The 21,924-nt window shown below is 64.6% G+C and carries 22 protein-coding genes; all 22 read right to left on the bottom strand.

The window, feature by feature from the left end; translation table 11 throughout:
* Position 1 precedes the first annotated feature (1 nt).
* Positions 2-838: a hypothetical protein gene (locus ACTJKQ_RS13400; RefSeq protein ID WP_440597109.1), complete on the bottom strand. Its 837-nt coding sequence runs from the start codon at positions 836-838 to the stop codon at positions 2-4.
* A complete protein-coding gene (locus tag ACTJKQ_RS13395; protein WP_440597108.1) occupies positions 835-1,500 on the bottom strand; it encodes a hypothetical protein in 666 nt (221 codons plus the stop codon). The genes ACTJKQ_RS13400 and ACTJKQ_RS13395 overlap by 4 nt, the downstream gene beginning before the upstream one ends.
* Positions 1,500-2,441, bottom strand: coding sequence for a hypothetical protein (locus tag ACTJKQ_RS13390; RefSeq protein ID WP_440597107.1), 942 nt, complete (start codon positions 2,439-2,441; stop codon positions 1,500-1,502). Before ACTJKQ_RS13390 ends, ACTJKQ_RS13395 begins: the two co-directional genes overlap by 1 nt.
* Positions 2,438-6,931 carry a hypothetical protein gene (locus ACTJKQ_RS13385; protein ID WP_440597106.1) on the bottom strand — a complete coding sequence of 1,498 codons (4,494 nt, stop codon included), beginning with the start codon at positions 6,929-6,931 and terminating at the stop codon, positions 2,438-2,440. The genes ACTJKQ_RS13390 and ACTJKQ_RS13385 overlap by 4 nt, the downstream gene beginning before the upstream one ends.
* A gap of 6 nt (positions 6,932-6,937) precedes the next feature.
* Complete coding sequence (locus tag ACTJKQ_RS13380; protein WP_440597105.1) at positions 6,938-7,387, bottom strand: DUF1799 domain-containing protein; 450 nt, start codon at positions 7,385-7,387, stop codon at positions 6,938-6,940.
* Positions 7,351-7,671 (bottom strand): hypothetical protein, encoded by a 321-nt coding sequence (locus ACTJKQ_RS13375; RefSeq protein ID WP_440597104.1) that lies wholly within the window; start codon positions 7,669-7,671, stop codon positions 7,351-7,353. Before ACTJKQ_RS13375 ends, ACTJKQ_RS13380 begins: the two co-directional genes overlap by 37 nt.
* Positions 7,672-7,767: 96 nt before the next feature.
* A complete protein-coding gene (locus ACTJKQ_RS13370; RefSeq protein WP_440597103.1) occupies positions 7,768-8,703 on the bottom strand; it encodes a phage tail tube protein in 936 nt (311 codons plus the stop codon).
* Positions 8,704-8,744: 41 nt separating this feature from the next.
* Positions 8,745-8,966 (bottom strand): hypothetical protein, encoded by a 222-nt coding sequence (locus tag ACTJKQ_RS13365; protein WP_440597102.1) that lies wholly within the window; start codon positions 8,964-8,966, stop codon positions 8,745-8,747.
* A gap of 17 nt (positions 8,967-8,983) precedes the next feature.
* The gene (locus ACTJKQ_RS13360; RefSeq protein ID WP_056063277.1) at positions 8,984-9,349 is read right to left on the bottom strand and encodes a hypothetical protein; all 366 of its coding nucleotides are present in this window, start codon (positions 9,347-9,349) and stop codon (positions 8,984-8,986) included.
* Positions 9,346-9,969: an HK97-gp10 family putative phage morphogenesis protein gene (locus ACTJKQ_RS13355; RefSeq protein WP_056063280.1), complete on the bottom strand. Its 624-nt coding sequence runs from the start codon at positions 9,967-9,969 to the stop codon at positions 9,346-9,348. Before ACTJKQ_RS13355 ends, ACTJKQ_RS13360 begins: the two co-directional genes overlap by 4 nt.
* On the bottom strand, positions 9,962-10,294 hold the full coding sequence (locus tag ACTJKQ_RS13350; protein WP_440597101.1) for a phage head closure protein: 333 nt from the start codon (positions 10,292-10,294) through the stop codon (positions 9,962-9,964). Before ACTJKQ_RS13350 ends, ACTJKQ_RS13355 begins: the two co-directional genes overlap by 8 nt.
* Position 10,295: 1 nt before the next feature.
* A complete protein-coding gene (locus ACTJKQ_RS13345) occupies positions 10,296-10,610 on the bottom strand; it encodes a hypothetical protein (RefSeq protein WP_056063285.1) in 315 nt (104 codons plus the stop codon).
* Positions 10,611-10,621: 11 nt separating this feature from the next.
* The gene (locus tag ACTJKQ_RS13340; RefSeq protein WP_440597100.1) at positions 10,622-11,071 is read right to left on the bottom strand and encodes a hypothetical protein; all 450 of its coding nucleotides are present in this window, start codon (positions 11,069-11,071) and stop codon (positions 10,622-10,624) included.
* Positions 11,072-11,186: 115 nt separating this feature from the next.
* Positions 11,187-12,542 carry a phage major capsid protein gene (locus tag ACTJKQ_RS13335; protein WP_440597099.1) on the bottom strand — a complete coding sequence of 452 codons (1,356 nt, stop codon included), beginning with the start codon at positions 12,540-12,542 and terminating at the stop codon, positions 11,187-11,189.
* Positions 12,543-12,568: 26 nt separating this feature from the next.
* Positions 12,569-13,429, bottom strand: a complete 861-nt coding sequence (locus ACTJKQ_RS13330; protein ID WP_440597098.1) for a head maturation protease, ClpP-related — start codon at positions 13,427-13,429, stop codon at positions 12,569-12,571.
* 3 nt (positions 13,430-13,432) lie between these two features.
* Entirely contained in the window at positions 13,433-14,737 is a 1,305-nt protein-coding gene (locus ACTJKQ_RS13325) for a phage portal protein (RefSeq protein ID WP_440597097.1), read from the bottom strand.
* On the bottom strand, positions 14,734-16,485 hold the full coding sequence (locus ACTJKQ_RS13320; RefSeq protein ID WP_440597096.1) for a terminase large subunit: 1,752 nt from the start codon (positions 16,483-16,485) through the stop codon (positions 14,734-14,736). Before ACTJKQ_RS13320 ends, ACTJKQ_RS13325 begins: the two co-directional genes overlap by 4 nt.
* A complete protein-coding gene (locus ACTJKQ_RS13315; protein WP_440597095.1) occupies positions 16,482-17,045 on the bottom strand; it encodes a phage terminase small subunit P27 family in 564 nt (187 codons plus the stop codon). Before ACTJKQ_RS13315 ends, ACTJKQ_RS13320 begins: the two co-directional genes overlap by 4 nt.
* Positions 17,046-17,189: 144 nt before the next feature.
* Entirely contained in the window at positions 17,190-17,564 is a 375-nt protein-coding gene (locus ACTJKQ_RS13310; protein WP_440597094.1) for an HNH endonuclease, read from the bottom strand.
* Positions 17,565-18,087: 523 nt separating this feature from the next.
* On the bottom strand, positions 18,088-18,510 hold the full coding sequence (locus ACTJKQ_RS13305; protein ID WP_056063304.1) for a hypothetical protein: 423 nt from the start codon (positions 18,508-18,510) through the stop codon (positions 18,088-18,090).
* Positions 18,497-18,814, bottom strand: a complete 318-nt coding sequence (locus tag ACTJKQ_RS13300) for a hypothetical protein (RefSeq protein WP_156379503.1) — start codon at positions 18,812-18,814, stop codon at positions 18,497-18,499. The genes ACTJKQ_RS13305 and ACTJKQ_RS13300 overlap by 14 nt, the downstream gene beginning before the upstream one ends.
* A gap of 370 nt (positions 18,815-19,184) precedes the next feature.
* A complete protein-coding gene (locus ACTJKQ_RS13295) occupies positions 19,185-21,722 on the bottom strand; it encodes a VapE domain-containing protein (protein ID WP_440597093.1) in 2,538 nt (845 codons plus the stop codon).
* Positions 21,723-21,924: the final 202 nt, after the last annotated feature.

Genomic DNA, 21,924 nt, shown 5'->3' with positions numbered 1-21,924 from the left:
ATCAAGCCTCGGGTTGAAACACGATGAATGCATAGCCGTCGCCACCGGGGCCGCTGCTGGTCCCTGCGTAGCCGCCACCCCCACCAGCACCGCGTCCACCCTTGCCGGGGTTGGTGCCTGAAACAGAGCCAGCACCACCAGCGAACAAGCCCCCGGCCGGTGTGGTCTGGTTGCCCGCCACCCCAGCCAGTCCAGCCGTATTCAGGCCCAGGAAGCTGATGCCCAGCTCGAAGGACGGCAGAGCCAGGGGGGCCGTGTAGGTGGTGCCGTTGGAGTTGCCGTCTGCTCCCACGCTGCCGCCCGGCGTGCCGGTGGAGCGGCCGAGGCCTGTGCGGAACACGTCTACGGCCGCGCCACCAAAGCCCAGTGCGCCTGCAGCAAGCTGCCCAGAGCGCAGCCCTGGCACCCAGTAATCCGCGCCCACAACAGTCGCGGTCGGGGCGGTCTGGACCAGAGGAAACGCAGCGCCCTTGATACCGGGCTCGCCCGGGTTGCAGGTCATGATGGTCGCGCCGTTGAGCTTGACCAGCGTGGCGTTGCCAGCGATGCCGGAGCCCGGCACGGTCTGACCCGCAGCGCCCGCTCCGATCACGAACTCGACCACATCGCCGACAGCAACATCGATGACCTTGACGCCATAGGGCGCAGAGTTCGCGCCCGTGGCGCCCTCGCCGGCGGTGCTGGTAAACCCGCCGGAACCCGTGCCACCCATGGCTGCGATCTGCAGCTTGCCCTTACGCGTGATGGTGATGGACTTGGACGCCAGGATGGGCAGAGCCCAACCACCGAGCGCTCCCGAAGCGGAGCCACCACCGAATGCCTGGTTGAATGTGATCATGCGAAGGTGCTCCCGTCGTACACAGCGTTAAACCGGCCACGGTTGGGCCAGGACATGGGGGCCTCAGGTGTCTCACCAGACACCGTGTATGCCCCCCAGTTGATGAAGCAGCCACTGCCCGAGGCGTTACGACCGCCCACAAAGTCATCCGCCGTCCAGCCCGCAGGGATGCTGAGGGTGATGCCTGGCACGGTGGCGATGTAGAACACGCCCGCCACAGCGTTGGTGTTGGCATTGATGCGCGTAGAGACCTGCCCCACGTTGAGCGAAGTCCAGTCAGCCGACACTCCGGGCTGGCTGGTGGTGACATCGGCCAGGTTGTTGAGCAGCATCCAGAACCGGCCGTTGTGCTTGACGCAAGCGGGCTTGTTCAAGGGCCCGGCCAGGTCAGGCCACACGCCCTTGAAGTTGGCCGCTGCAACGGCCTGGCTTGCTGCGGTGACGGCAGAGGCTGCAGCGCTCACCGCTGCGGTGGTCGCCAGGTTCGCCTCCTGCGCATTCGCCAAAGCGCTGCTGGCCAAGCCTGTAAGGTCGGTCATGAATACAGTGCTCATGTGCACACCGAACGCATAGGCCTTGCTGTTGTAGATGCCCAGCACCCGATCCGACAGCGGGGGGAATGGCGGCACGGGCGTGAACGCCGGTACTGGTGTGACTGCCATCAGATGACTCCTTTAACGCGCGCAGCGAGCTGCGCTTCTTTGCTGTTGACTGACTTGACGCGCCCGCTGATGAGGCCCAGGGCGCTGAGGTAGCCGTATCCCGGCACGTTGGTAGCGGAGATGGCCACCGGCACGTCCAGCACCTGCTGCAGCAGCCCCACCGTGTACTCGGCCTGGTCGGCATCGAGCACTGCCGACAAGGTGAGGTCAGTCGCGCCAGGACGGCGCTTGATCTCAAACGTGCCGTCGTCGTAAAACTTGATGTAGCTGTAAGACCTTGGCTCTGCCTCGCTGCCGAACTCAGTGCCGCCAGTGCCACCGGTGAGGCTTCGCCACTCGCCCACCATCAGCGTGCCCAGCTCGACCGGGGCCGATGGCCCTGCGCTCACCGTCACGGTGAGTTCTGCCGTAGGGCTGATGGGGATGCCATTCAGCTCCACGGTGCTGCGCACGCCCAAGGGCGCGAACAGCAGCTCCCAGAAGCCCAGGGCCTGCTCCCACAGATCCTGCGTGGACTGCTTGAGGATGGCGCCCCCAGGGGCATCGCGCGCGATGATCTGCACCTGGTCGCCTACGGCGCCGAAGATCTTCACGTCACTGAAGAACGGCACCTGCAGCTTGTAGGTGAGACTGCCCGTTGCCTTTGCTGCCGTTGACCGGTAATAGTCAAAGGGTGCAAACAGATTGCTGGGGCGTTTGAAGAGCCAGTAGTCCGGGTCTGCCTCGGGCAGCGCCGTGCGGCCGCTGTGGGCCAGCACGCAGTAATACACCTTGTGGTTGCTGATGCGCTCCGCCCCCACGGCATATGTGCCCGCAGACACCCACATCGTTTCGCCCAACGCGGGGTCGGGTTCTACGATGGTGGTGCCTGCGGTCAACATGCTGGCCGTTATGGGGATGGCCATGAACACACTCACAGCGCTGTAAGTGGTGGTTGTCATGCGGGTGTCGTCCTAAAACCATTGCCATCAAATGAGTCCTCCAGCACCTGCGCCATCCGAGCCAGCAGGCTTTCGGCCTTGGATTCGGCCGAGCTGGCAGTTGGTGCAGCGGTGCTGGTTGCGGTGGAACCGCTCCCGTTGTCGGCCAACATGCGCCGCGTAGTGGATGCGGTGTAGATCCGCGCGGGCGGCAGGTAAGCCAGCTCGGGGCCGTCTTCACCCACCATCGCCCAGCCGCCCCGGTGATCGCCACCGAGCCGGAACGCGGGCACGCCCACCGATGCAGCCGCCTTTGCCCAGTCGGCATCGAAGAAGCCGGTGATCAGCGCCAGGTCGTTGAGCGTGCCGCCCGCAGACTTGACCGCCTCCAACAGACCCTTGAGGTCGCCAGTGCCGTCGAACTTGTGATACACGGGCGCCAGCGCATCGAGCTTGGCAATCTGCTGCTGATCAATCACCGGCTCATAGCCGACGCCTGCCGTTCCCAGCGAGAGAACCCGCTTGTACTTGGCATCCGCCGCAGATGTACCGGTACCAGGCATGCCAGGGCCAAACCCCGGACCGCCCGCACTGCCGCTGCCACCAGAGCCACCGGGTGCCGGCGTCTTTGGCTTCAGCAGCTCCATGATCTGCCGCACGGCCTCATCGACCGACAGGGTGGCTTTCACCTGGCCGGTGGCAATGTCGATCAGCTCGCGCATGCGCTCCAGCGTTTCGTCGCCCTGCTTGATCTGGCGGTCCAGCGCGTCCAGCGATTGCTCGGCAATGCCCTTCTGCTTGCCTGCCACCCCAGCCAGCTGCTCCATCTGCCCGGCAAGCACCAGGCGGTCACGGTCCAGCTCGAACTGGGTGAGGTAGTTGTCGGCAGTGAGGCCGCCACGCGCAGCGGTCAGCGCGTTGGTGAGGTCGTCTGCGTTGGGGATGATGCCCATCAGAGCGCCCTGCAGGGCGTTCTCGATGAACACCATGCCCTTCGCCGCCTGCTGTGCAGCAGTGCTGCCCACCTCGCCCCGCAGCTCGCGCATGGCACCCGATGCAATGTCTTGCACCTTGCCCCACAGGCCAGCCAGCTCGGCCGCTGCTGCGCGCTGCGCCTCCAGCACCTTGCGCTGGGCTGCGACGGAACGCTCCAGCGTGCTATAGGCCGCGTCCAGCTGCGTCTTGAGCGCTTCCTTGGCAGTAGCTGCGGCTTCCTCGGCCGTCTGGTTCAGCTCGGCAAACGAGCCCGACAACATGATCAGCGTGGCGTAGGCCTTGCGGCCTGCCTCGGTGTTCAGGTCTTGTGCTTCGACCAGGCGGCGGTATTCCGCACGGGTCTTGGGCACCGTCAGGCCCAGCTTGGCAAACTCACCGTCCAGCTGGCGCGTGGCTACCGCCCTGCGCTCTTCCTCGCTGTAGAAGTTCTGGAAGTAGCTGCTGGTGGCGGCCACCATCTTGTCGAGCCCGCCGAACGCATCCGCGATCTTGCTGGCCGCGTCGGCACCGTCCAGGCTGGCCTCCAGCAGCGTGTAGCCCAACGTGTCAAAGATGCCGTTGACGGTGGTGAGGCTGGTGGACAGGCGGGTCAGCGTGTCGATAGCCTTCTCGCCCTCTTTGGCGTACTTGCTGGCGGTGTAGGTGGTCTCTTCGATGGTCTCGGTCACCTCGCGGGATGAGGCCATGAAGTCATCCGCACCCCGACCCACGTTGTCGTACACCACACGGGTGACTTCTTTGCTGGTCGTGGTCCAGGTGCCCAGCACCTGCTCTGCCAGTTCGTTGTTGGCAGTGGCAAGCGCCTCCTGAAACTTCTGCTGGATCTGCTCTGCGTTGAGGCCTTGCGTGCTGATCTTGATCTTGCTTGTGTACCCCTCCAGTTTGTCGGCGCTCAGGCCCAGCGTGTCGGCAAAGAAGGCCACCTGAGCACGCATGCCCTTGAAGGTGTCGCCCAGCGCTTTCTCAAACGCGGGGTCCAGATCGCTGTACTTGGTCTTGTCCGAGCGGAACAGACCGCCCTTGTAGAACTCGTACTGCTGCCCCTCGAAGCCCGTCTTGCCGCCGAAAGTGCCCTCGATACCCACGTCTGCCAGCTTGCGGCCGAACAGGCGGTTGATGAGGCCACCCACCACGCCCGCGAGCGGGCCAAAGAATGCACTGGCGATGCCCGCGATGATGTTCACGGCGTTGCCACCGCCCACGCTGTAGCCGCCCGACAGCATGGAGCTGATGCCGTAGCCCATCATGCCGTTGCCGAGCATGCCCAGGCCCGCGCCAATGGTGTTGCCCAGGCCCGTCATCTGGGGGGCGACATAGGCCGATGGGTTGTTGCCGATGATGGCGGGCGTGGACAGCCCCAACCGCGTGCCCAATTCGCTCGTGGCGAACTTGCCGAAGGCATTGCCCACCGCAGAGCTGACACCCTTGGTGATCAGGTCAAAGCCGGTGGAGACGATGTTGCCCAGGTTGCTGAACATGCCCAGCCCACCAGCGCCACCAGAACCGCCCACCACGCCAGCATTGGCGCCGCCTACGCTCAGGCCCAGGGCGCCAGTGATGCCGGTCATCACGCCCTGCACCGCCAGCCGCAGCACAGTGGTCTTGAACAGGTTTTTGATGCCGTCCCAGAACGACTTGAAGAAGCCTTTGCCCGCCTCAAACCCACGGTACAGGCTATCGCTCAGGCCGTTGTAGATGCTGTCGTAAAACTTGGTCCACTCATTGGCGGCCTCAGTTGCGGCCTTTGCCGTGATGGTGCGGTCGTACTTGGCGCCCAGCAGCTCGTTGCGCTCGCGCAGCGCTTCGATCTCGGCCTGCAGCGCGATCTGCTCGCGCGTCATGGTGCCGGTGATCACGCTGGCCCGCTCCAGCTCGGCCAGGGTGGCCTCCTTGGTCAGGATCAGCGCGCTATTGCGCGATTGCAGGAGCTGCAGCTGTGCGGCATCCGACAGACCGATCATCTCGATCTCTTCGCGCATCGCCTGGTTCTGCTCCACCAGGCTTGCGGCCGACTGCTCCATGGCCTGCACGACTTTGAGGCGCGCTGCACGCTCAGCATCGGCCGTCTTAATGAACTCTTCGCGCGCCTTGTTCTCGGCTTCGGCCGCCAACATGGCTTCGATGTCCTGGCCGATCTGGATGGCTTGGACCTCGGTGACCTTGACCTTGCCGCTGCGGATCTGGTCCAGCACTTCGACGGCCTTCTTTTGGCCCTCGGTGAGCTTTTCGCCAGCGGCTGCTTCTGCCTGATAGCCAGCAGTGGCCTTGACCACGGATTCGCGCAGCGCGTCGAAGGGGTCTTTGGCCTCTTTGGCGGCCTTGCCGGTTTTCTCCAGGACGTTGGTGAAGTCCAGCTTTGCGCCCGCTTCCTTTGCTGCGCCGCCTGCGGCCTCGATCTCCCCCATGCGCGCACGGATGCGACTGCCCAGGGTGTCTTCGCCAAAGGTCTGGATGGCGGTGGTGCCCAGCTCGCGGATGATGGTGCCCGCGCGGGTGGTGCCCGAGCGCATGCTGTCCAGCGCGCCCGTGAAGTCACCGCGCAGCACCTTTGCCACGGCTTCGCCCACGCCGCCGAAGTAGGCAGCGCCTGCGGCCGCGTAGGCGCCCAGGCTCTCAGCCAGCAGCTTGACGCCGCGCATCACGTACTGGGCGGCATCGGCCACATAGGTGAGGCCGGTGATGGCGCTCTTGGTCCAGGCCTGCACGCTGCCATCGGCTACCAGGCGGCGCACTTCCTCACGGATACCGCCCGAGCCGTTCATCACGTCCAGCATGGCCTGCGCGCCCAGGTCGAGCGCGGGGATCATGCCGTTGGCAAGCTCTTTCTTCCAGGCCTCACCACTGGTGCTAAGGCGGGTGAGGTTGTCGTCCAGGTTGGCGGCGGCGGCGGCCTGCTCGGTGGTGACCTTGGCGGCCAGTGTTTCCACCTCGGCCAGGTCGTGCAGGAAGGGCAGCATTTGCGCGCCCTGCTTGCCGTAGAAGGCCATGGCCACCGCAGCCTTACCGGTGCCGTCTTCAAACTTTGCCATGGCCTTGGCCACGGTCAGCATCTGCTCTTCGGGGCGCAGATTCTTGAAGGTATCGAAGTCAATGCCCAGGGCCTCCAGCGCTTTGCCGGTGCCCTTGCTTTCCTCGCTGGCGCCCGCCAGGTTGGCGGCCAGCTTGTTCATGGCGGCGCCGATCTGCTCGGGCCCCATGTTGTTGAACTTGCCCACGGCCATCAGGCCCGACAGGGCTTCGACCGTGGCACCGGTCTGCATGCGCAGATCGTCGAGTGCGGCGCCGCCCTCAATGGCGCCAGAGATGAGGCCCTTGAAGGCCGCGATGGTGAAACCGGCGGCCAGGCCGCCAGCGATTGCGCCCGCCGTGGCTGCCACCTTGGCCTTCATGTTGTCAAAGGTGTCCTGGATCTTCTTGGACGCCGCCAGGGCGGCCTGCTCGGACTTGTCGAGCCCGCCCGTGTATTGGGCGTAATCCAGGCCGAGCTTGACCACCAGGGAGCCGAGTGCAGACATGCTGATTTACTCCCGTTCTTTCTTGTCACGTTGTTCTTGATCTGCCACGAGCACCGCGCGCTCCATGACTTGTAGGCCGTGCATGACGGCGCGGCGCTTGCGCCGGTGGACGAAGCGATCCAGCCAGGCGTTGACGCCCGCGTAGCAAAGGCCCATGCGCTGGCCCGCCATGCCTGCGTACTGCCACTGGGTGCGCAACGCCTCGAAGGCCGCGACAACCGGCAGGTTCTCTGCGTACACACCGAAGGCCTCGCACTCTGCAGGGGGGGCAGTGGCAGCGGCATCGATGCGGGCGCGCACCTTGCCGATGTCGTCCGCACTGGCGCCCCAGGCCTCCATGGCTTCGAGCACGCTGTAGTCGGGCTCGAAGGTGCCGGGCGCTTCGTCGCGGGCACCTGCCCACCAGCGCGCGGCCTCAATCAGTTTTTTTCTTTGGCGCCTACGTTGTGGTGCCAATAGACCAGCATGGCCTCGCGCACCGCACCGGTGAGGCGCAGGAAGGCCTCCAGGTTCTGCTCGTTGAACGGCACAGGGGCGCGGTCCTGGTCCTGCATTTCCCAGCCAGTGAGCACGCGGCGCAGCAGTTCGACGTTGGACAGCTTGATCAGCTCTTCGCGGTCTTCTTCAAAGGTGCGTTTGAAGATGGCGACAAAGCTCTCTTCGCGCCAGCCGCCCTTTGGCATGGCGACTTGAACCTTGACGGTGGCCTTGAATGTTTCGTCGGGGGTAAGAATGAACATGGTGTGTGAGTGAGCAAAAGGGGGAGAAAGCAAAAGAGCCACCGCGATGGGTGGCTCTTTTTCGGGGTGTGCACACGTGTGCACGAGGGTGAAGGGTCAGCGAACGATGATTTGCAGTTCGTCGTTGCCGTCTACCGGGTTGATGTCGAACGGCATGTTGATCATGGCGATGCTCTGGTCGTCCTGCAGCGTGAACGGCTTGCACTGCACGGCAGGCATCGCCAGCTCAATGATGTTGCCCGGCACCGTGCCATGCACCAGGCTGCAGGCGCCCACGACGCTGTTGCGCACGATCTCGGCCCAGTTCTTGGTGGTGATGCTGGGCATCTCCATCGTGACGCTGCCCGAGGGCTGGCGGTCTGGGCTGTGGGGCGCCGCGCAGTTGACAAGCTCGCGCCAGGCCAGGGCGTTGGCGAGGTTGATGCTGAAGGCCGACATACACGCAGACAAGCCGTGAAAGCTGAAGGTGGGCGTGTTGGTCTTGCCGACCGTCTTGGGCTGGATGAAGTCGCTGTAGTCCACGCCGGTGGGCATTGCCACTTCCTCGGTGGCGGCGCTGTAGGTGCCCAGGAACTCGAACTTCATCACCGGGATGCCCTTGGCATTCAGCTCGAAGGACACTGTGCCCTTGGCATTGGTGATGACGAACTTGGTCTTGTCCAGGTAGCCATACAGCGTGAGGGTGGGTTCGCCTTCGCTGACCAGGTCATAGGTCACGTCCGTGCCTGCAGTGATGGTGGCAGCGAAGCCGCAGGCCTCCAGCAGCAGGCCCCATGCGGGTTCAGTCCCTGCAGCGCCTGCGCCTGCCAGTTCCACCTCGAATGTGATCTTGCGGTGCTCTCCCACGGTGAGGCTGCCGCTATTGCCCTTGTACGGGCGGATCAGGTTGCGCTGCACCTGCTCGGCCGTGATGGGCTCAGGCATCAGGGCGCGGCACAGGATGGCATTGGCCGCTGCGGTGGGGAGTGCATCGGTGCCAGCTGTGACTTCTTTCTTTGCCAGCAGCAGCATCTTTTTCATGGACTTGGCCATGGGGGTTCCTTTCAGGTCAGGGTTTCAGAAACGGCCGCTGCTTAGGCTGCTGCGGTGTTGTCATCGCCCTCGGCCGGAGCCGGGGTCGGGACGCGGGTGCGCACGCCGGTTACGGGGTCACGCGTGTAGGTGCCGCCGATGCCGGTGAACTCATCGCGCGCACGCGGTGGCGTGGGCAGGTGGTGCGCTGGCTTGGTGGCTTTAGGGGTGGCGACGGGCGCAGCTGCGCCAGCCGCCGCAGGGGCTGCGGTGCTTTTTGCCATGGTGGCTCCAGGGGTGGTTAGTGGCGGGGAGTGCGCAGGCGCACGGTGAGGTAGCGGGCGAAGATCTCGGGGTCGGGCTCGTAGTCAGCGTCTCCCGCGTCGTCTTCATACTGGTAGGCGGGCATGGCCTCCAGTGCAGCGCGGAACGGGCCGCCACCATCCAGGGGCAGCAGCACGTCCAGCTCTTCGATGGTGCGGGCCAGCATGATGAGGTTGACATCGTGCTGGGTGTACCCGCCGCCCGCACACCAGGTCTCTTCTGGCTTGCTGTCCACGTCAAAGACGGCAGCGGGCCATGACGGATTGGGTGGCAGCTCCACCGCCCAGGTGTTGTCGAGCGCGGGCGCGAGGGCTACAGAAAGCAGCTGGTGAATGGTGCTCATGCCTTGCTTGCCTTTTCTAGTTCCTTTTGCAGGCGGGCGGCCATGGCATCGATGGCTTCTTCTTTGCCTTGCTCCAGTGCGGGCGCAATGAATGGCTTTGCAGCGACCGATCCGGTTGAAGCAGCACGGCGAGAGCGTAGAGAATCTACACCGCGCTTGCGGGTGTAGGTGATCAGCTTCCCGCTCCGACCTCTTCGCGTGTACTTGAGTTCTGTCTGCGATGTGTCACCAGACTTACGTGGTACCACCTTATGGCCCTGCTCCACCCAGCGCCAGTAATAAGGGTCATCCGCATATTTCTTCACAATGCGCCCACCCTTACCCACCGCCAACTTTGCGGTGCTCTTCTGCTTCTTGGTGAGGTCGCGCCCATGGCGTACCCCCATGTTGTACTCGACCGTTCCAGCTGGTGCCTGCGGCTCGCGCTTGATAGCGATGTTTTTGACCATAGCGCCAGTACGCACGGACCCATTGGATTGGGCGATGGCTTTAGCCCTCTTCTTGAGCACGCCACCAGCTGACACCACCATGGCGCGCGCCACTCGCGTTTCCATGCCGTCCTTCAGCTCCTTAAACGACTGACTCAGCTCGCCGATACCGAGGGTCTCTGACTTAGCCATCGTTCATCCCCGTGTCACAGGTCAACACCATCCAGCCGCGCGCGTTGGCCAGGGGCTTGATGTGCTGGATATCGAAGACTTTGCCTCGGTGGCGCACGCGCATGGTTTCCTGCAGGTCGTCGCGCAGGCGTATCAGGAACTCCACGCGTGCCACCGCGACTTCGCCGCCAGCGCTAGAGGCCTTGCGTTCTGCGCCGGAGTAATCCATGCGCTTGGCCCACACCGTTCTATGCAGCACCCAGGCCTTCTGCATCCCGCCGGATGTGCCCTTGGCAACCTGCAGGCTGTCGATGTTGATGCGGGTGTCGAGGTCCTGCGAGTTCATGTCAGGCCCCCATGTTCCGGTGCATCCGCAGCATGTTGAATGCGCCCGCCTCTTTGCGCTCGCGGTCCTGCGCGCTGTTGTTGCCGACCAGCACATCCACCAGCAGGAGCTGGGCGGCAATGATGTCGGGCGTGCAGATGATGCCCCGCAGGTCGGCTGCAGCTTCAAGGGCTGCGGCGTCTTCATACAGCGCGCCGTCCAGGAAAGCGACGGCCTGAGCGTGCGCCTGGTCGATGGCATTGCCGATATCGCCATCCAGGCTGTCATCCAGCCGCAGGCGCAGGATGGCGTCGGCTGGTGTGGGTTTTATGGGCATGCCTTCGAGTCCTACTTCTTCGCAGTGGAGGCCCTGCGTTGTGCGGGGGCCTTGACTGCAGGAGCGGCTGCAGGCGCTGCAGCCTCGGTTGGCGCTGCAGCATCCGATTGCGCTGCGGGCGACTCAGGCGCAGGCGCTGCGGGTGCAGCACCGTCCGCAGCGATGGTCGATTCACCCTGCAGGCTGGACTCGGGGGCGGAAACTGCGGCTACCGCAGCCGCGATTTCCTCGGGCGTGCTTTTGGATGCATAGCCAGCCGGTGGATAGTTCACTGCCAGATAGCCCGCCGCCACAAACTCCTGGACGGTGGGACCATCGTCGCGCAGGGCCGTTCCAGGCGCCGCAACGCCCTCTTGCACGCGCTGGGCTGAACCGGCGTCGATGAACTGCTGGGCGCGGTGGCTGTCCAGGCGCACTAAGTCGCCCGCGCGTGGGTCGGGCTTCACGAACTTGATCAACATGCTGATCTCCTGCTGATTGAGTGAAGGCCTCGGCCGAAGCCGAGGCCGCCGGTCTCCCTACCCGGTTGCGCGCGTAGTGGAGGCGGAGAGGCAGGGCGCGGTAGCGCCCCAGCTGTTACGGCACTAGGCCGAAGTCACCGTAGATGAACGCTTCGGGGCGGTACACCGCCAGGGCGAGACGCTCTTCGGCCAGGATGGTCACCAGGTTCTTGACGAAGTCGTCTTCGTTCTCGGTGGCCACTTCCACACGGGCTTGCCAGCGGTCGAACACCTGAGCACCCATCTGGAAGGCACCGGCGAGGAACTTGTCTACCGCAATGGCCTGCGTTGCGACTACCGGGCGATTCCACAGCGTGGCGCCGATGACGCCCTGCGGATTGCCGATGATGTAGCGGCCGGTGTCGTCCTTGGTCAGCTCGATGCCTGCCCAGTCGATGGGATTGAGCACCAGGCCGGTGGATGGGTACTCGGCCAGCTCGGCCTGCAGCAGCGCGAGGCGCAGCTTGTCGATCTGGGTGGCTCCAGCCAAGGCCAGCGGGGCAGCGTAGGCAGTGGCCTGGGGGATGATGCCCAACAGGTTCTGACCGGTGCCGTCGCCGTTGAGGAGCTGCAGCTCTTCCTTGTAGGCCAGGCCGTAGCGCCCACGGTGGTCGATCAGGCTCGCCAGTTGCGGTGCGTCGCTCAGGATCTGGCGCGAAGCCTTGAAGAAGTGCGCGATGACCTTGGCGGTCGTGGTGATCAGGTCGTACTTCAGGGTGGACTCAGGCTTCTTCGCGCCTTCCGCGACGGGTGCTGCGTTGTTGGTGAAGCCGGTTTCCTTGACGTACTCCAGCGCACTGCCTTCCATGGTGCCGGGCGAGATCAGGTCACGCACTGTCATGCGCCGCTCCGGCAATCCCAGTACGCCAGGCAAACGGGTGGTTTGCACCAGGTCACCGGCCGAGCCGTCTGCATCGGTGGTGAGGCCGGTGATGGCGGCATTCACCGGCATATCGACGCGGCCGCGTGGAGTGGTCTGGCCCAGGAAGGCCTTCACGCTCTCGCTTTCCACGAAGCGCTGGCCCAGGGACTGGTGCGGTGCGCTGGAGCCGTTGCCGCTGGCCTGGATCTGGGCGAGCGCTTGCTCTGCCGCCTTCAGATTGGCCTGCAGTTCACCCTGCTTGATCAGCATTTCGTCCACCTTCTCCTTGTTGGCGGTGGACATCTGGACGCCCTTGGAGGCTTCGGCCAGGGCCTTCTCCCCAGCCTCCTTCACCTGGTTGCTGATTTTGTCGAGCGCAGCCTTGATTTCGGTGGGGTTGAAGTTCTGCGTGTCGCCGAGGAAGGCGGCGCCGCCCAGGCCCAGGACGATATCCGGGTGGGCCAGCAGGAAGGCATGAACGGGAGCCGCAACATCGACTCCCATAGCTTGGGCGCCGATGGCTACGGCGCAGAGAGCGATCACAGCGACCGCGAGAAATTTGCGTTGCATGGTGTGTTTACCTTTCAGGTGGTGGGTTAGGACAGAGAGAAATCACGGAGCACGGAGAGCACCTCGGCACCCTGTCGGGCCGGAGCGCGTTCGGTGGGATCGCCCGCACCGCTGCCAGCGGGATCGCCCGCGCTGGACTTGAACTCGGAGATGAGGCGCATGGCCTCGGATTTGGGCATGCCAGAGGAGCGCAGGGCGGCCTCGATGCGGCGGACAGCAGCGGCATTGGCCTTGGCCTCGGACTTGTGCACCTTGTCGGAGTCCAGCAGCGCATCGGCAAAGCCTTGCTCTACCGCAGCGCTGCCGCCAATCCAGGATTCGCGGTCCATGAGCTTGGCCATGGCCTTCTTGTCTTCGCCGGTGCGCGACGCATAGACATCAGCCATGGCGTCATCGAACGGCGCCAGAGCCTGGGCTACTTCAATAAAGTCGTTTCGGTTGCCTGCCGCCACCACCCAGGCGTTGTGAATCATGAAGAACGCCGGCCGGGCAATCTGGATCACGTCACCAGCCATTGACAGCACCGAGGCCGCCGAGGCCGCCAGGCCCATGACCTTGATCGTCACTTCTCCGGGGTGCTCGCGCAGCATCGAATACATCGAGATGCCTTCGAACATGTCGCCGCCAGGGGAGTTGACCGCCACCGTGACCGGCCCTTTGCCCAGCGCGCGCAAGGCTGCAGCCATGCGCTTGGAAGTGAAACCGGCTCCGGTCCAGTAGTCCTCACCGATCACGTCATAGACGCCGATGGTTCGTTCGTCGGCGTTCTGCTCATCAGATGCGCGGATGTTGGCATCCCAGCGCGACAGGGCCATGGGCGAGATGTAGCTGCGCACGTCCGCCTGGGGCCGCCCGCTGGGGAGGCCCGGAATTGCTCGAATGGTCATAGGTCAGCCTTTCTGTGGCTCGTGTTCGTCAAAGCCCAGCCAGGCGCGCATGGATGCGCGCACTTGCTGGTCGGTGGATGCCTTGCCGAGGGCATCCAGGGTGGTCATGGCGGATTGCACGGTGAGCACCGCTGCGTTGCCTCCCAGCGGGTCGCGGTCTTCCAGCTCGCGCACTTCGTCGCGGGTCAAGATGCCGTTGTTGACCATCGCGGTGTAGAAGGCCGCTCGGCCCGCGCTGTCGGCCCGCAGCAGGCCCTCGACAGCGAACTTGGGGTAGTACCGGGTGCGCTCACCGGGCGTGAGCAGATCCTTGCTGATCGCCTGCTCGATGCGCTTGAGCCAGGGGCCGAGCGTGAACATAAGGAAGGCGATCATCTGCTGCTCGATGCCGCTGCCCCAGCTGGTGGACTTCTCGGTGTGGCCCACCATCCAGGGCGGTGTGCGGAACCAGCGGCAGATCTCCTCAACGCTCCAGCCTCGGGACTCCAGCAGCTGCACGTCCTTGGGGTTGATGGTCAGCGGCTTGACATCAATGCCGCCCTCCAGCAGCGGGGTCTGGCCCTTTTCCAGCAGGCCCAGGACGTTCTCGCGGAAGTCGTTGCGCTGCTCCTTTTTGAGGAAGTCTTTGAACGTGTAGTAAATGTTCTGCAACGCACCGTTGCGAAACACCTTGCCTGCAGCCTTGTCGGCAGCGATGGCCTGGCCGAAGACCGTTGCCCCGTACTGCACCACGCTGACACCGTTTTTGCCGTCCAGCGAGAAGCCCGGAATGGTCCAGACGCGGGCCGCTGGAATGATGCGGCGCGTGCCGTTTTCGTCGGTGTAGTGCCACTCCAGCACCACGTTGCCCTGGCGCTTGTGCGGGGTGAGCCGGTCGGGGTTGAGGAACACCAGACCGACCAGGCGCCCGTTGAAGATCAGCTTTTCAGCACGGCCTGCGCCGCGCAGCAACATGGCCGAAACCATGGACTCCCAAAACACGGCCGCCGTGGCGTCGGGGTTGGGTACGTCATGCAACACGCTGTAGAGCGGGTGCTGCTGCGCAAGGCGCTTGCCGTTGGCCCCTGTTCGCTCGTAGATGCTGAGCGGCAAGGTGGCGATGGTCTCGGCAATCAGTCGCACGCAAGCCCACACGGCAGAGATCTGCAGCATGGTGCGCGGGCTGATCGTGACGCCCGTCGCACTGTCCGACCCGAGCACGGCAGCTATGCCAGGCACATCGCTAACGCTGACACCTTCGCCGCCGAACAGCGCGGTGACGGCTGCGCGGATGCGGCCCTGTCGGCGTTGTGCGGTTGGTTTCTTCATGGATTACCTGCTGGTTTTGCGCCAATGCCTGCGGGCGCGGAAAAGAAGCCGTCCCGGTCGCCTTCGTCGGGGGTGTTGGCCAGTGCTCGGCCCAGTGCCATCAGCATGGAGATCACGCCGTCGATCTTGTTTTCGGGGCGCTCTTTCGTCGGCTGCATCAGCTCGTTGAACTTCGATTGCTTGACCACCAGGTTGCTGACCATCCAGGCCAGCACCGGGTTGCCTTCGTGCTGCAGCTGGCCCTCAAGCACCAGGTTCTCCACCTGGATCAGTGCCGGGGTGAAGAACATGGCGCGCTGCGCGATCTCGACCAGCGGCAGGCCTTCCTCGATCAGCTTGCCCGCGAAGTACATGGACAAGGCCGGATCGAATGCGATCTCCTGCACGTCAAATCGGCGGCAGTACATGCGCATGTCGTCTGCCACGCAGTCGAAGTCGGTGAGTGCACCGTCTGTGACCACCACGTAGCCCTGCCGGGCCCAGCCTGCCAGGTGGGCGTTTCCGCTTTCCTGCACGGCCAGCTCGTTCAAGTACAGACGTGTGCACACGTTCCACACGGTGACGGGCTCGTGCACGCCATCGGGGCCGGGCCGCAACACTTCGGACTGCCATGCGAGCGTGAGCGCTGCAAAGTCCTTTTTCTGCGCAAGGTCCAGGCCCATGTACACCCTGGAGCCGTCCGGGATGGCTGCAATGCTCAGCTCAGGCTCCGCGCACTTCTCCCAGGCACGCATGTCCATCCACGGACTTTCACCGCTGACCCACACGTTCAGGCGCTTGGTCAGGAAGTTGGACAGCGCGCTGGGCATGGCCATGGCTTTGCTGGCCTGTGCCTGCAGCTCATCGAGCTGGACCGACTTGCCCAGGTTCGGATTGGCCTTGATCCACACCGCCGGGTCGAAGTGGTCATCACCATCGTCCAGCGTGTAGATGATGCCGAACACCCGTTCGTCCTGAACAACCCGGTCCAGGATCTTGGTGACGTGCGTGCGCCGCTCGTAGCAGATGCCACTGCGGTCGGTGCCCGCCGTGGTGATGGTCCACAGCAGAGACTGCTCACGCGCGCCGCGCGCGCTGTCGATCACGTCATACACAGCTCGCGTCTTGTGCGCGTGCAGCTCATCGAGCAGCGCAAAGTGCACGTTCAGGCCGTCCAGCGTGCTGCCTTCAGCGGCCAGGGGCGCGGCCTTGCTGCTGGTGTGGGCCACCGTCAGGCTGTGCTGCATGATGGCAACGCCCAGGTGCGTGCGCAGGCCGGGCGAGCGCTCGGCCATGGCCTTGGCGTCATCGAACACGATGCGCGCCTGGTCGCGTGTGGTGGCGGCCGTGTAGCACTCGGCGCCGTGCTCACCGTCGGCGGTCAGCATGTAGAGCAGCAGGCCGGAGCCCTTGGCGCTCTTTCCGTTCTTGCGGGCCTCTTCCTCGTAAGCCTCAAGGAATCGGCGCAGCCGTGTTTCACGATGCACCCACCCGAAGACGGTGGTGAGGATGAAGCACTGCCAGGGCTCCATCTGGAGCTGGCGCCCTTCACGCGCCCACTTGCCCTTGATGTGGGGCAGCAGCTCGATGAAGGCGCACGGGCGCGATGCCCGCTCGGCATCGAACACCCAGGGCCAGTCTTCACTGGGCTCGCGCGCCAGGTCATCCACCTGGCGTTGCACAGCCAGGCGGACCCATTTGCAGGAGGGGATCGTGCCGCCGAGAACATCGCGCATGTACTGGTGCGCGCGCTCGACGTATTCGTTCATCTGTGCGGATTGCTGAACATGGCGAAGCCTTGGGCCTTCGCTTCGGGTTTTGGGTCTATACCGGGCAGCTCAGGCTGCACGTAGTTGCTGGCCTGCACACGACCACGGGCCGCAGGACTGAGGCCGAAGTGCATCAGGTAGCGGTTGAGCTGTTCGCGCTGCGACTTGATCAACTGCACGATCACGCTTTGCTGGGCGTAGCCGCTGGGGGTTACCGAGTAGCTGACCTCATACACGGCGTCGGGGTATTCCATCCCCGTATCAACCTTGGCTTGCACCTTGCCGTTGAAGGAAGTCTCCAACTCGGCCAGCCGACCTGCAGCCTGGCAGTAAAGCGCCAGGGCCGCACGGTCCAGACCGCTGATCAACCCCAGCTCTTCCAGCAGCGGCGTGATGCGCTTCCACTCCTTCCGGGCTTCGATCCCCAAGTGCTTCGGCGGGCTGGGAATTTCGATGCGTGGATTGATCCCGGCCGTCAGATCCAACGCCCGATTTTTGGTGCGGTCCGAGAGCGGATTGGGCAGCGGCCCCCGCGAGCCAAGGGCATGAACTTGTGCCATAGGAACCTCCAATGCAGAGCAGGGAGTACCCCCCCCTCCAAAACTATCGCGCGTAAAAATTTGACTAGGCGGTCGGTTTCCAGGGTGGCCGTCTCAGACTTTTACCCACCCCCCTCCCCCTCGGGCTGATCGCACGGGCCGGGGTCAGCCGTCGCGGTAGTTGCCCCAGGCGCGGCGCACACCGCGCGCCGTCTCGGCCTTGGTCTTCTTGTCGTGGCAGTCAGCGCAGATCGACTGCTCGTTGGTCGTGTCATCGGCGCCACCCTCAGCGAGCGGGATGCGGTGATCGCGGATGGTGGCGAGCGTTACACGCCCTTCCGCTTCACAGGGCTCGCACAGCGGCTTACGCTTGAACAGATCAGCGCGCATGGCCTGAAGCCTGCGGCCGGTGATGCGCTTGGTTTCCTTCGCCGCTGGCGCCCAGGACTTCTTCGGGTGCTTGGGGCAGCGGCCTGTGCCATCACGCACCAGCACCCCGCAGCCGGGGTGACTACAAGGGCGAGGGGCGGCAATGGGCATGATGACCCCCGTCTCTCCGAGGCGTCACCCGTGGGTGGGTAGACCTGTGGTTTGCATGTATCGGGGCAGACCCACACAAACTGCCGTCCGTGCTACTTGATGGTGAGCCAATCAACCACCATCGAAGCGGGCTGCTCTTCAACCGTCGCACCCTTGGTGGCGCGCTCTCGCTTCGATGGTGACCCCAGCCTTTAACGCCGCTGGGATGGGCACGTGCGACCTTGAGCGGCGTCACCTGGTGTACACGGGGTGGGCACTCCCGCAACCATCAGCCAAGTTTGATCCCATGCCAGCTCACGCGCGGCTTTAGACGCTGACCAGCAATGCTGATCAGATGGGAGGGGTTAGTCGGTGCTACATGCGGCCTCCTGTGACGGGTCCGGGACAGGCTGAGCAAAGAAAAACCCCGACAAGCTCAACACTTGCCGGGGTTCCCACTGATGCGTTGCGGGTGGAGGCGCAACACGGACACAGTGCCTGAAATGTACCCAAAAGGTCTATGTTGTAAAACTCCTTTTGGTGTCTATAGCGCCTTGGCTTTCGCTTCGGATACACGGGCCGCAACCCGCTTGCGCTCATGCTCCTCGGCACGCGCCTCCAGCCAGGCGGCGATGGCGTGGTCAGCCTGCTCCAGCTGCGCCTTGATGGTGGACGGCGCCCGCTGCATGCGCTGCGCCGTGGCGCTGATCCCCAGGTCTTTCAGGTAGATGCACTCCAGCGTCAGGAACAGATGGCCCTTGCCCAGCTTCAGCGCGCGCACCGCCTCATCAGTCAGCGCCGCCTCCTCATCCTCTACCGGGATGGCCACATGGTTGTATGACCCACGGGACCACACCTCACTGGCCAGCACCGACCGAGTAGCGAAGCCACGCCCGCCACTGGCACCGCGCGATGACCAGATGGCCCAGTTCTCCAGCCGCCGCTGGATGTGTCTAAGCCGCGCCATACTGCCGCGCCTCTTCTTCGCTCAAGGGCCAAATGCACACGTGTGCACAACCAAACTCGACCATCGCCCGCGCCGCGATCTGCATGTCCGGGTGGGCCTTGTCAAACGGCGCACCCACCACCCGGCCCGCCTCCATGGCGTAGAAGCACCCACGCTCACCACGCAGGCCGCGCCGCACCAGCGTGAAGGCATCGCCCCCGATCTCGCGGGCCTTGCGCTGGATCGACGCGTACACATCAGGCATGTGCGCTTTGATCTCGGCGATCTTGTCGTCCACTGACTTTGCTGGGGTAGCAGTGTCCATACTGTCCATCCTTTTCTATAGAGATCACGAGAGGGGGTGAAGGCGCTCGCGCGCACGTGCCCGTGGGTGTGCCTGCTTGTGCCCGCCCGCCTTGGTGAATGGCGCCGGGCACCGCCCTCAGTCCCACCGGGCAATGCAGCAGCCTCAACCCCCAGTTGCTGGGGATGTAGGGGTGCTGGTGGTGTCCATGCAAAACGCTGGACACCTTGGACACTTGGACACTCAGGTCATAGGCGCATGCAGTGACATCCCCGCCACCGCGCCGCAACGGGGGCGCACAGCGCTCCCCTGCCCTTCGGGCACGCTGGCGCGAATCACGCCTCCCCCAGCGTTTGCGGCACGGCGCGATTCAAGCGCCGTGAGCTTTTGCTCAAAACGGCGCATCGTCACCTTCCTGTGTGTATGGGCTCGACGCTGGCGGCGGGGCCAGCGGTGCCGGTGGCGTGGGCGCATCGGGCGGCAACATGCCCGCATCCAGCCCATCGTCCTTGTCCTGCGGCGGCCAGTTCTTGGGGCGCACATAACCCCAGGCCCTGGCCCCGTTGATCTGTTTCTTGGCCCGCTCCCAGCCCTCATGGTCCAGCCAGCTGCGGATCTGCCCCTCCAGCGCGGGCGTGCTCTTCGCCGCATCCACGCCCAGGGCCAGGGTGAGCTGCGCAATGGTCACGAATTCCGTCAGGTCGTTGACCACCGCGCCAATGCCCGACGCCGTGGGCGATCTGGTCAACACGTGCAGCAGCTCGGACAGCACCGCAGTCTCCACCAGGCGGCTTTCCTGCATCGGCACAAACAGCCTGCGCTCCTGCTCGGTGGTGGGCGTGTACACAGCCCCCTGCAGGTACAGCGCAAACGCCTCGGCCAGCAGCTGGTCGCGGTACTTCTTGAGCCAGTCGGTGTTGATGATGTGCCGCACCGGGATGGGCCAGAACCGCCGGTTGCCCGTGCGGTCGCGCAGATACGTGTTTTCGTTGGTGGTGCCCACCAGCAGGCACTGCCGTGCAAAGCTGCCCACCGTGGCGCCATAGGCCACCCGGTAGCGGTCCACCTTGCTGCTGATAAACGCCTTGATGGCACCCACCTCGGCCTTGCTGAAGTGCGTCAGCTCGGCAATCTCATACAGCCACAGGCCTTGCACCTGCTCCTGCGCCTCCTTGCCGCGCCCCACTTCAAACGGGGTGTCGCTGAAATACTCGCTGCCCGCCAGCACCTCCACCAGGGTGGACTTGCGCAGCCCGCCCGCGCCTTCCAGCACCGGGCAGTAGTCGAACTTGCAGCCCGGCTCCATCACCCGGTACACCATGCCCAGCAGCCAGCACCGGCCCACGATCTGTAGGTACTCCAGCATCGGCTTGCTCAGCGTGTCCGGGCTCTCGCCCAGCACATGCACCAGCCAGTTATCAATGCGGCTTTTCTGGTCCCACTGCAGGCCCCGCAGCATCTCGCGGATGGGGTGAAACCGCCGCGTGTGCGCCACCGTCTGGATGGCCTCGGCCAGGGCCGCGCGCGAGATGCTGGGCAGGCCGTAGGTATCGGTCAGGTACTTGCCCAGCAGCAGGTCCACCGCATCGGTCACATCCCCCGCCTTGGCATAGGCCCAGGGCCACGCCACGCGGGCCTGCACGTTGTTGCTAAGCTCGTTGTAGGCCAGCACATCACGCAGCGCCGGGTCGCGCTCCAGGATCAGGATCACCATCTTGCGGCTGGCCAGCCAGCGCTTGTTGGCCTTGTCGTAATACGGCACCAGCCAGTCGGGCACCATGTACGCGCCGATGCGCGTCATGCCCGCGCCGTCGTCGTCATCACCCAGGGCCGCGCTACCGCCAGGCCCCCCGCCCCCGCCATCCCCGCCATTACCACCGCTCCCGGTGCCAACGAGGCCATCGAATTTTTTTCCAGCCGCTGGCTCCGGTGCGCTCACGTCCTGCGGCAATGCATACGCCTGCGCAAAGAACGCCTGCACGCGCGCAAAGTCCCAGCCGTCTGTCTCGATGGCATCGCGCGCATCCCAACCATCCGGCACATCACCAGGAGCCGGGATGGGCAGCAGCTGCACCGTGCAGCCGTGCGTATCCCTCAACAGCGCGCCAATGCCCAGCATCGCCTTCATGCCCGGCTGCTCATGCGTGGGCAGCAACGGCTTCGCCTGTTGAATCAACAGTTGCGCGGCTTTATCGGGCGTGGCCTTGCGCTCTGCAGCGGTCAGCGGCTCGTGCTTGGCATCGCAATCCGGCCAGGCCAGCACCGTGCAGCCAGCCAGCCAAGACCAGTCGGCCCGCTGCCACGCCTTGCTGCCGCCCGGCCAGCTCACCACGCAATACACGCCAGGCGCGCCCCGGTGCAGCAGCACCTGCAGGCACTCGCCCTTGCGCTCCCCCTCAACCAGCACCACCGTGCGGCCATGGGGCAGCATGCCATCCGGCAAGAACAAGGGGCGCGGCTCATCCCACTGACGCCAGTGCCACTTGGCAGCACCGTCGCGGGCGCTCTGGCACCAGGTGTAAGGCAGCGTGTCCTTACCGCCGTCAGACGTCCGAAAGCGCACCACATACCCATACACCTCACCGTCCACGCAATAGGTGGCCGTGTGCTCAATATCCTGCGGCTGGCGGTGGTAGTGCCTGAATGTGGGCTCTACGGCATGCGCAGGCACCGGCACCACAGTGGTCCAGCCCTCGGGCTCTGCCTTGGGCTTGGGCGGCGGCGCAGGCCTGGGCGGTGCAGGGGGTGGTGGCGTGCCACCAGCAGGCGCCATCACCAGCCCCGCCACACTCTCCAGCCCTTCCTCGCGCGCCACCTGCACAGCAGCCTTCGCCATGCTCAGGCCATGGATGGCCGCATACAGGCTCAACAGGTCGCCGCCCTGCTCATCACTAGCAAAGTCGCCCCAGCGGCCGTTGACCAGGTTCACGCTGCAGCTGCTGCCCTTGCCGCCACTCAGCGACCCGCAAACATACTCATGCCCCCGGCGTTCGCCATCAGGCAACCATAGGGGCACCAGCCGGTCCGCGCTGGTCAGAAGCGCCTCGGCCAGGGCAGCAAATTGAATCGGGGGCAATGGGGCGCCGCTCATGCACGCACCCCACCGCAAAAGTCACAGAAGCCAGCGTCTC

This window comes from Acidovorax sp. 22279, assembly GCF_052045435.1.
Classification (GTDB): Bacteria; Pseudomonadota; Gammaproteobacteria; order Burkholderiales; family Burkholderiaceae_C; genus Acidovorax; species Acidovorax delafieldii.
The sequence above is the reverse complement of the archived record's forward strand: the minus strand, read 5'-3'. Positions and strand labels throughout refer to the sequence as shown.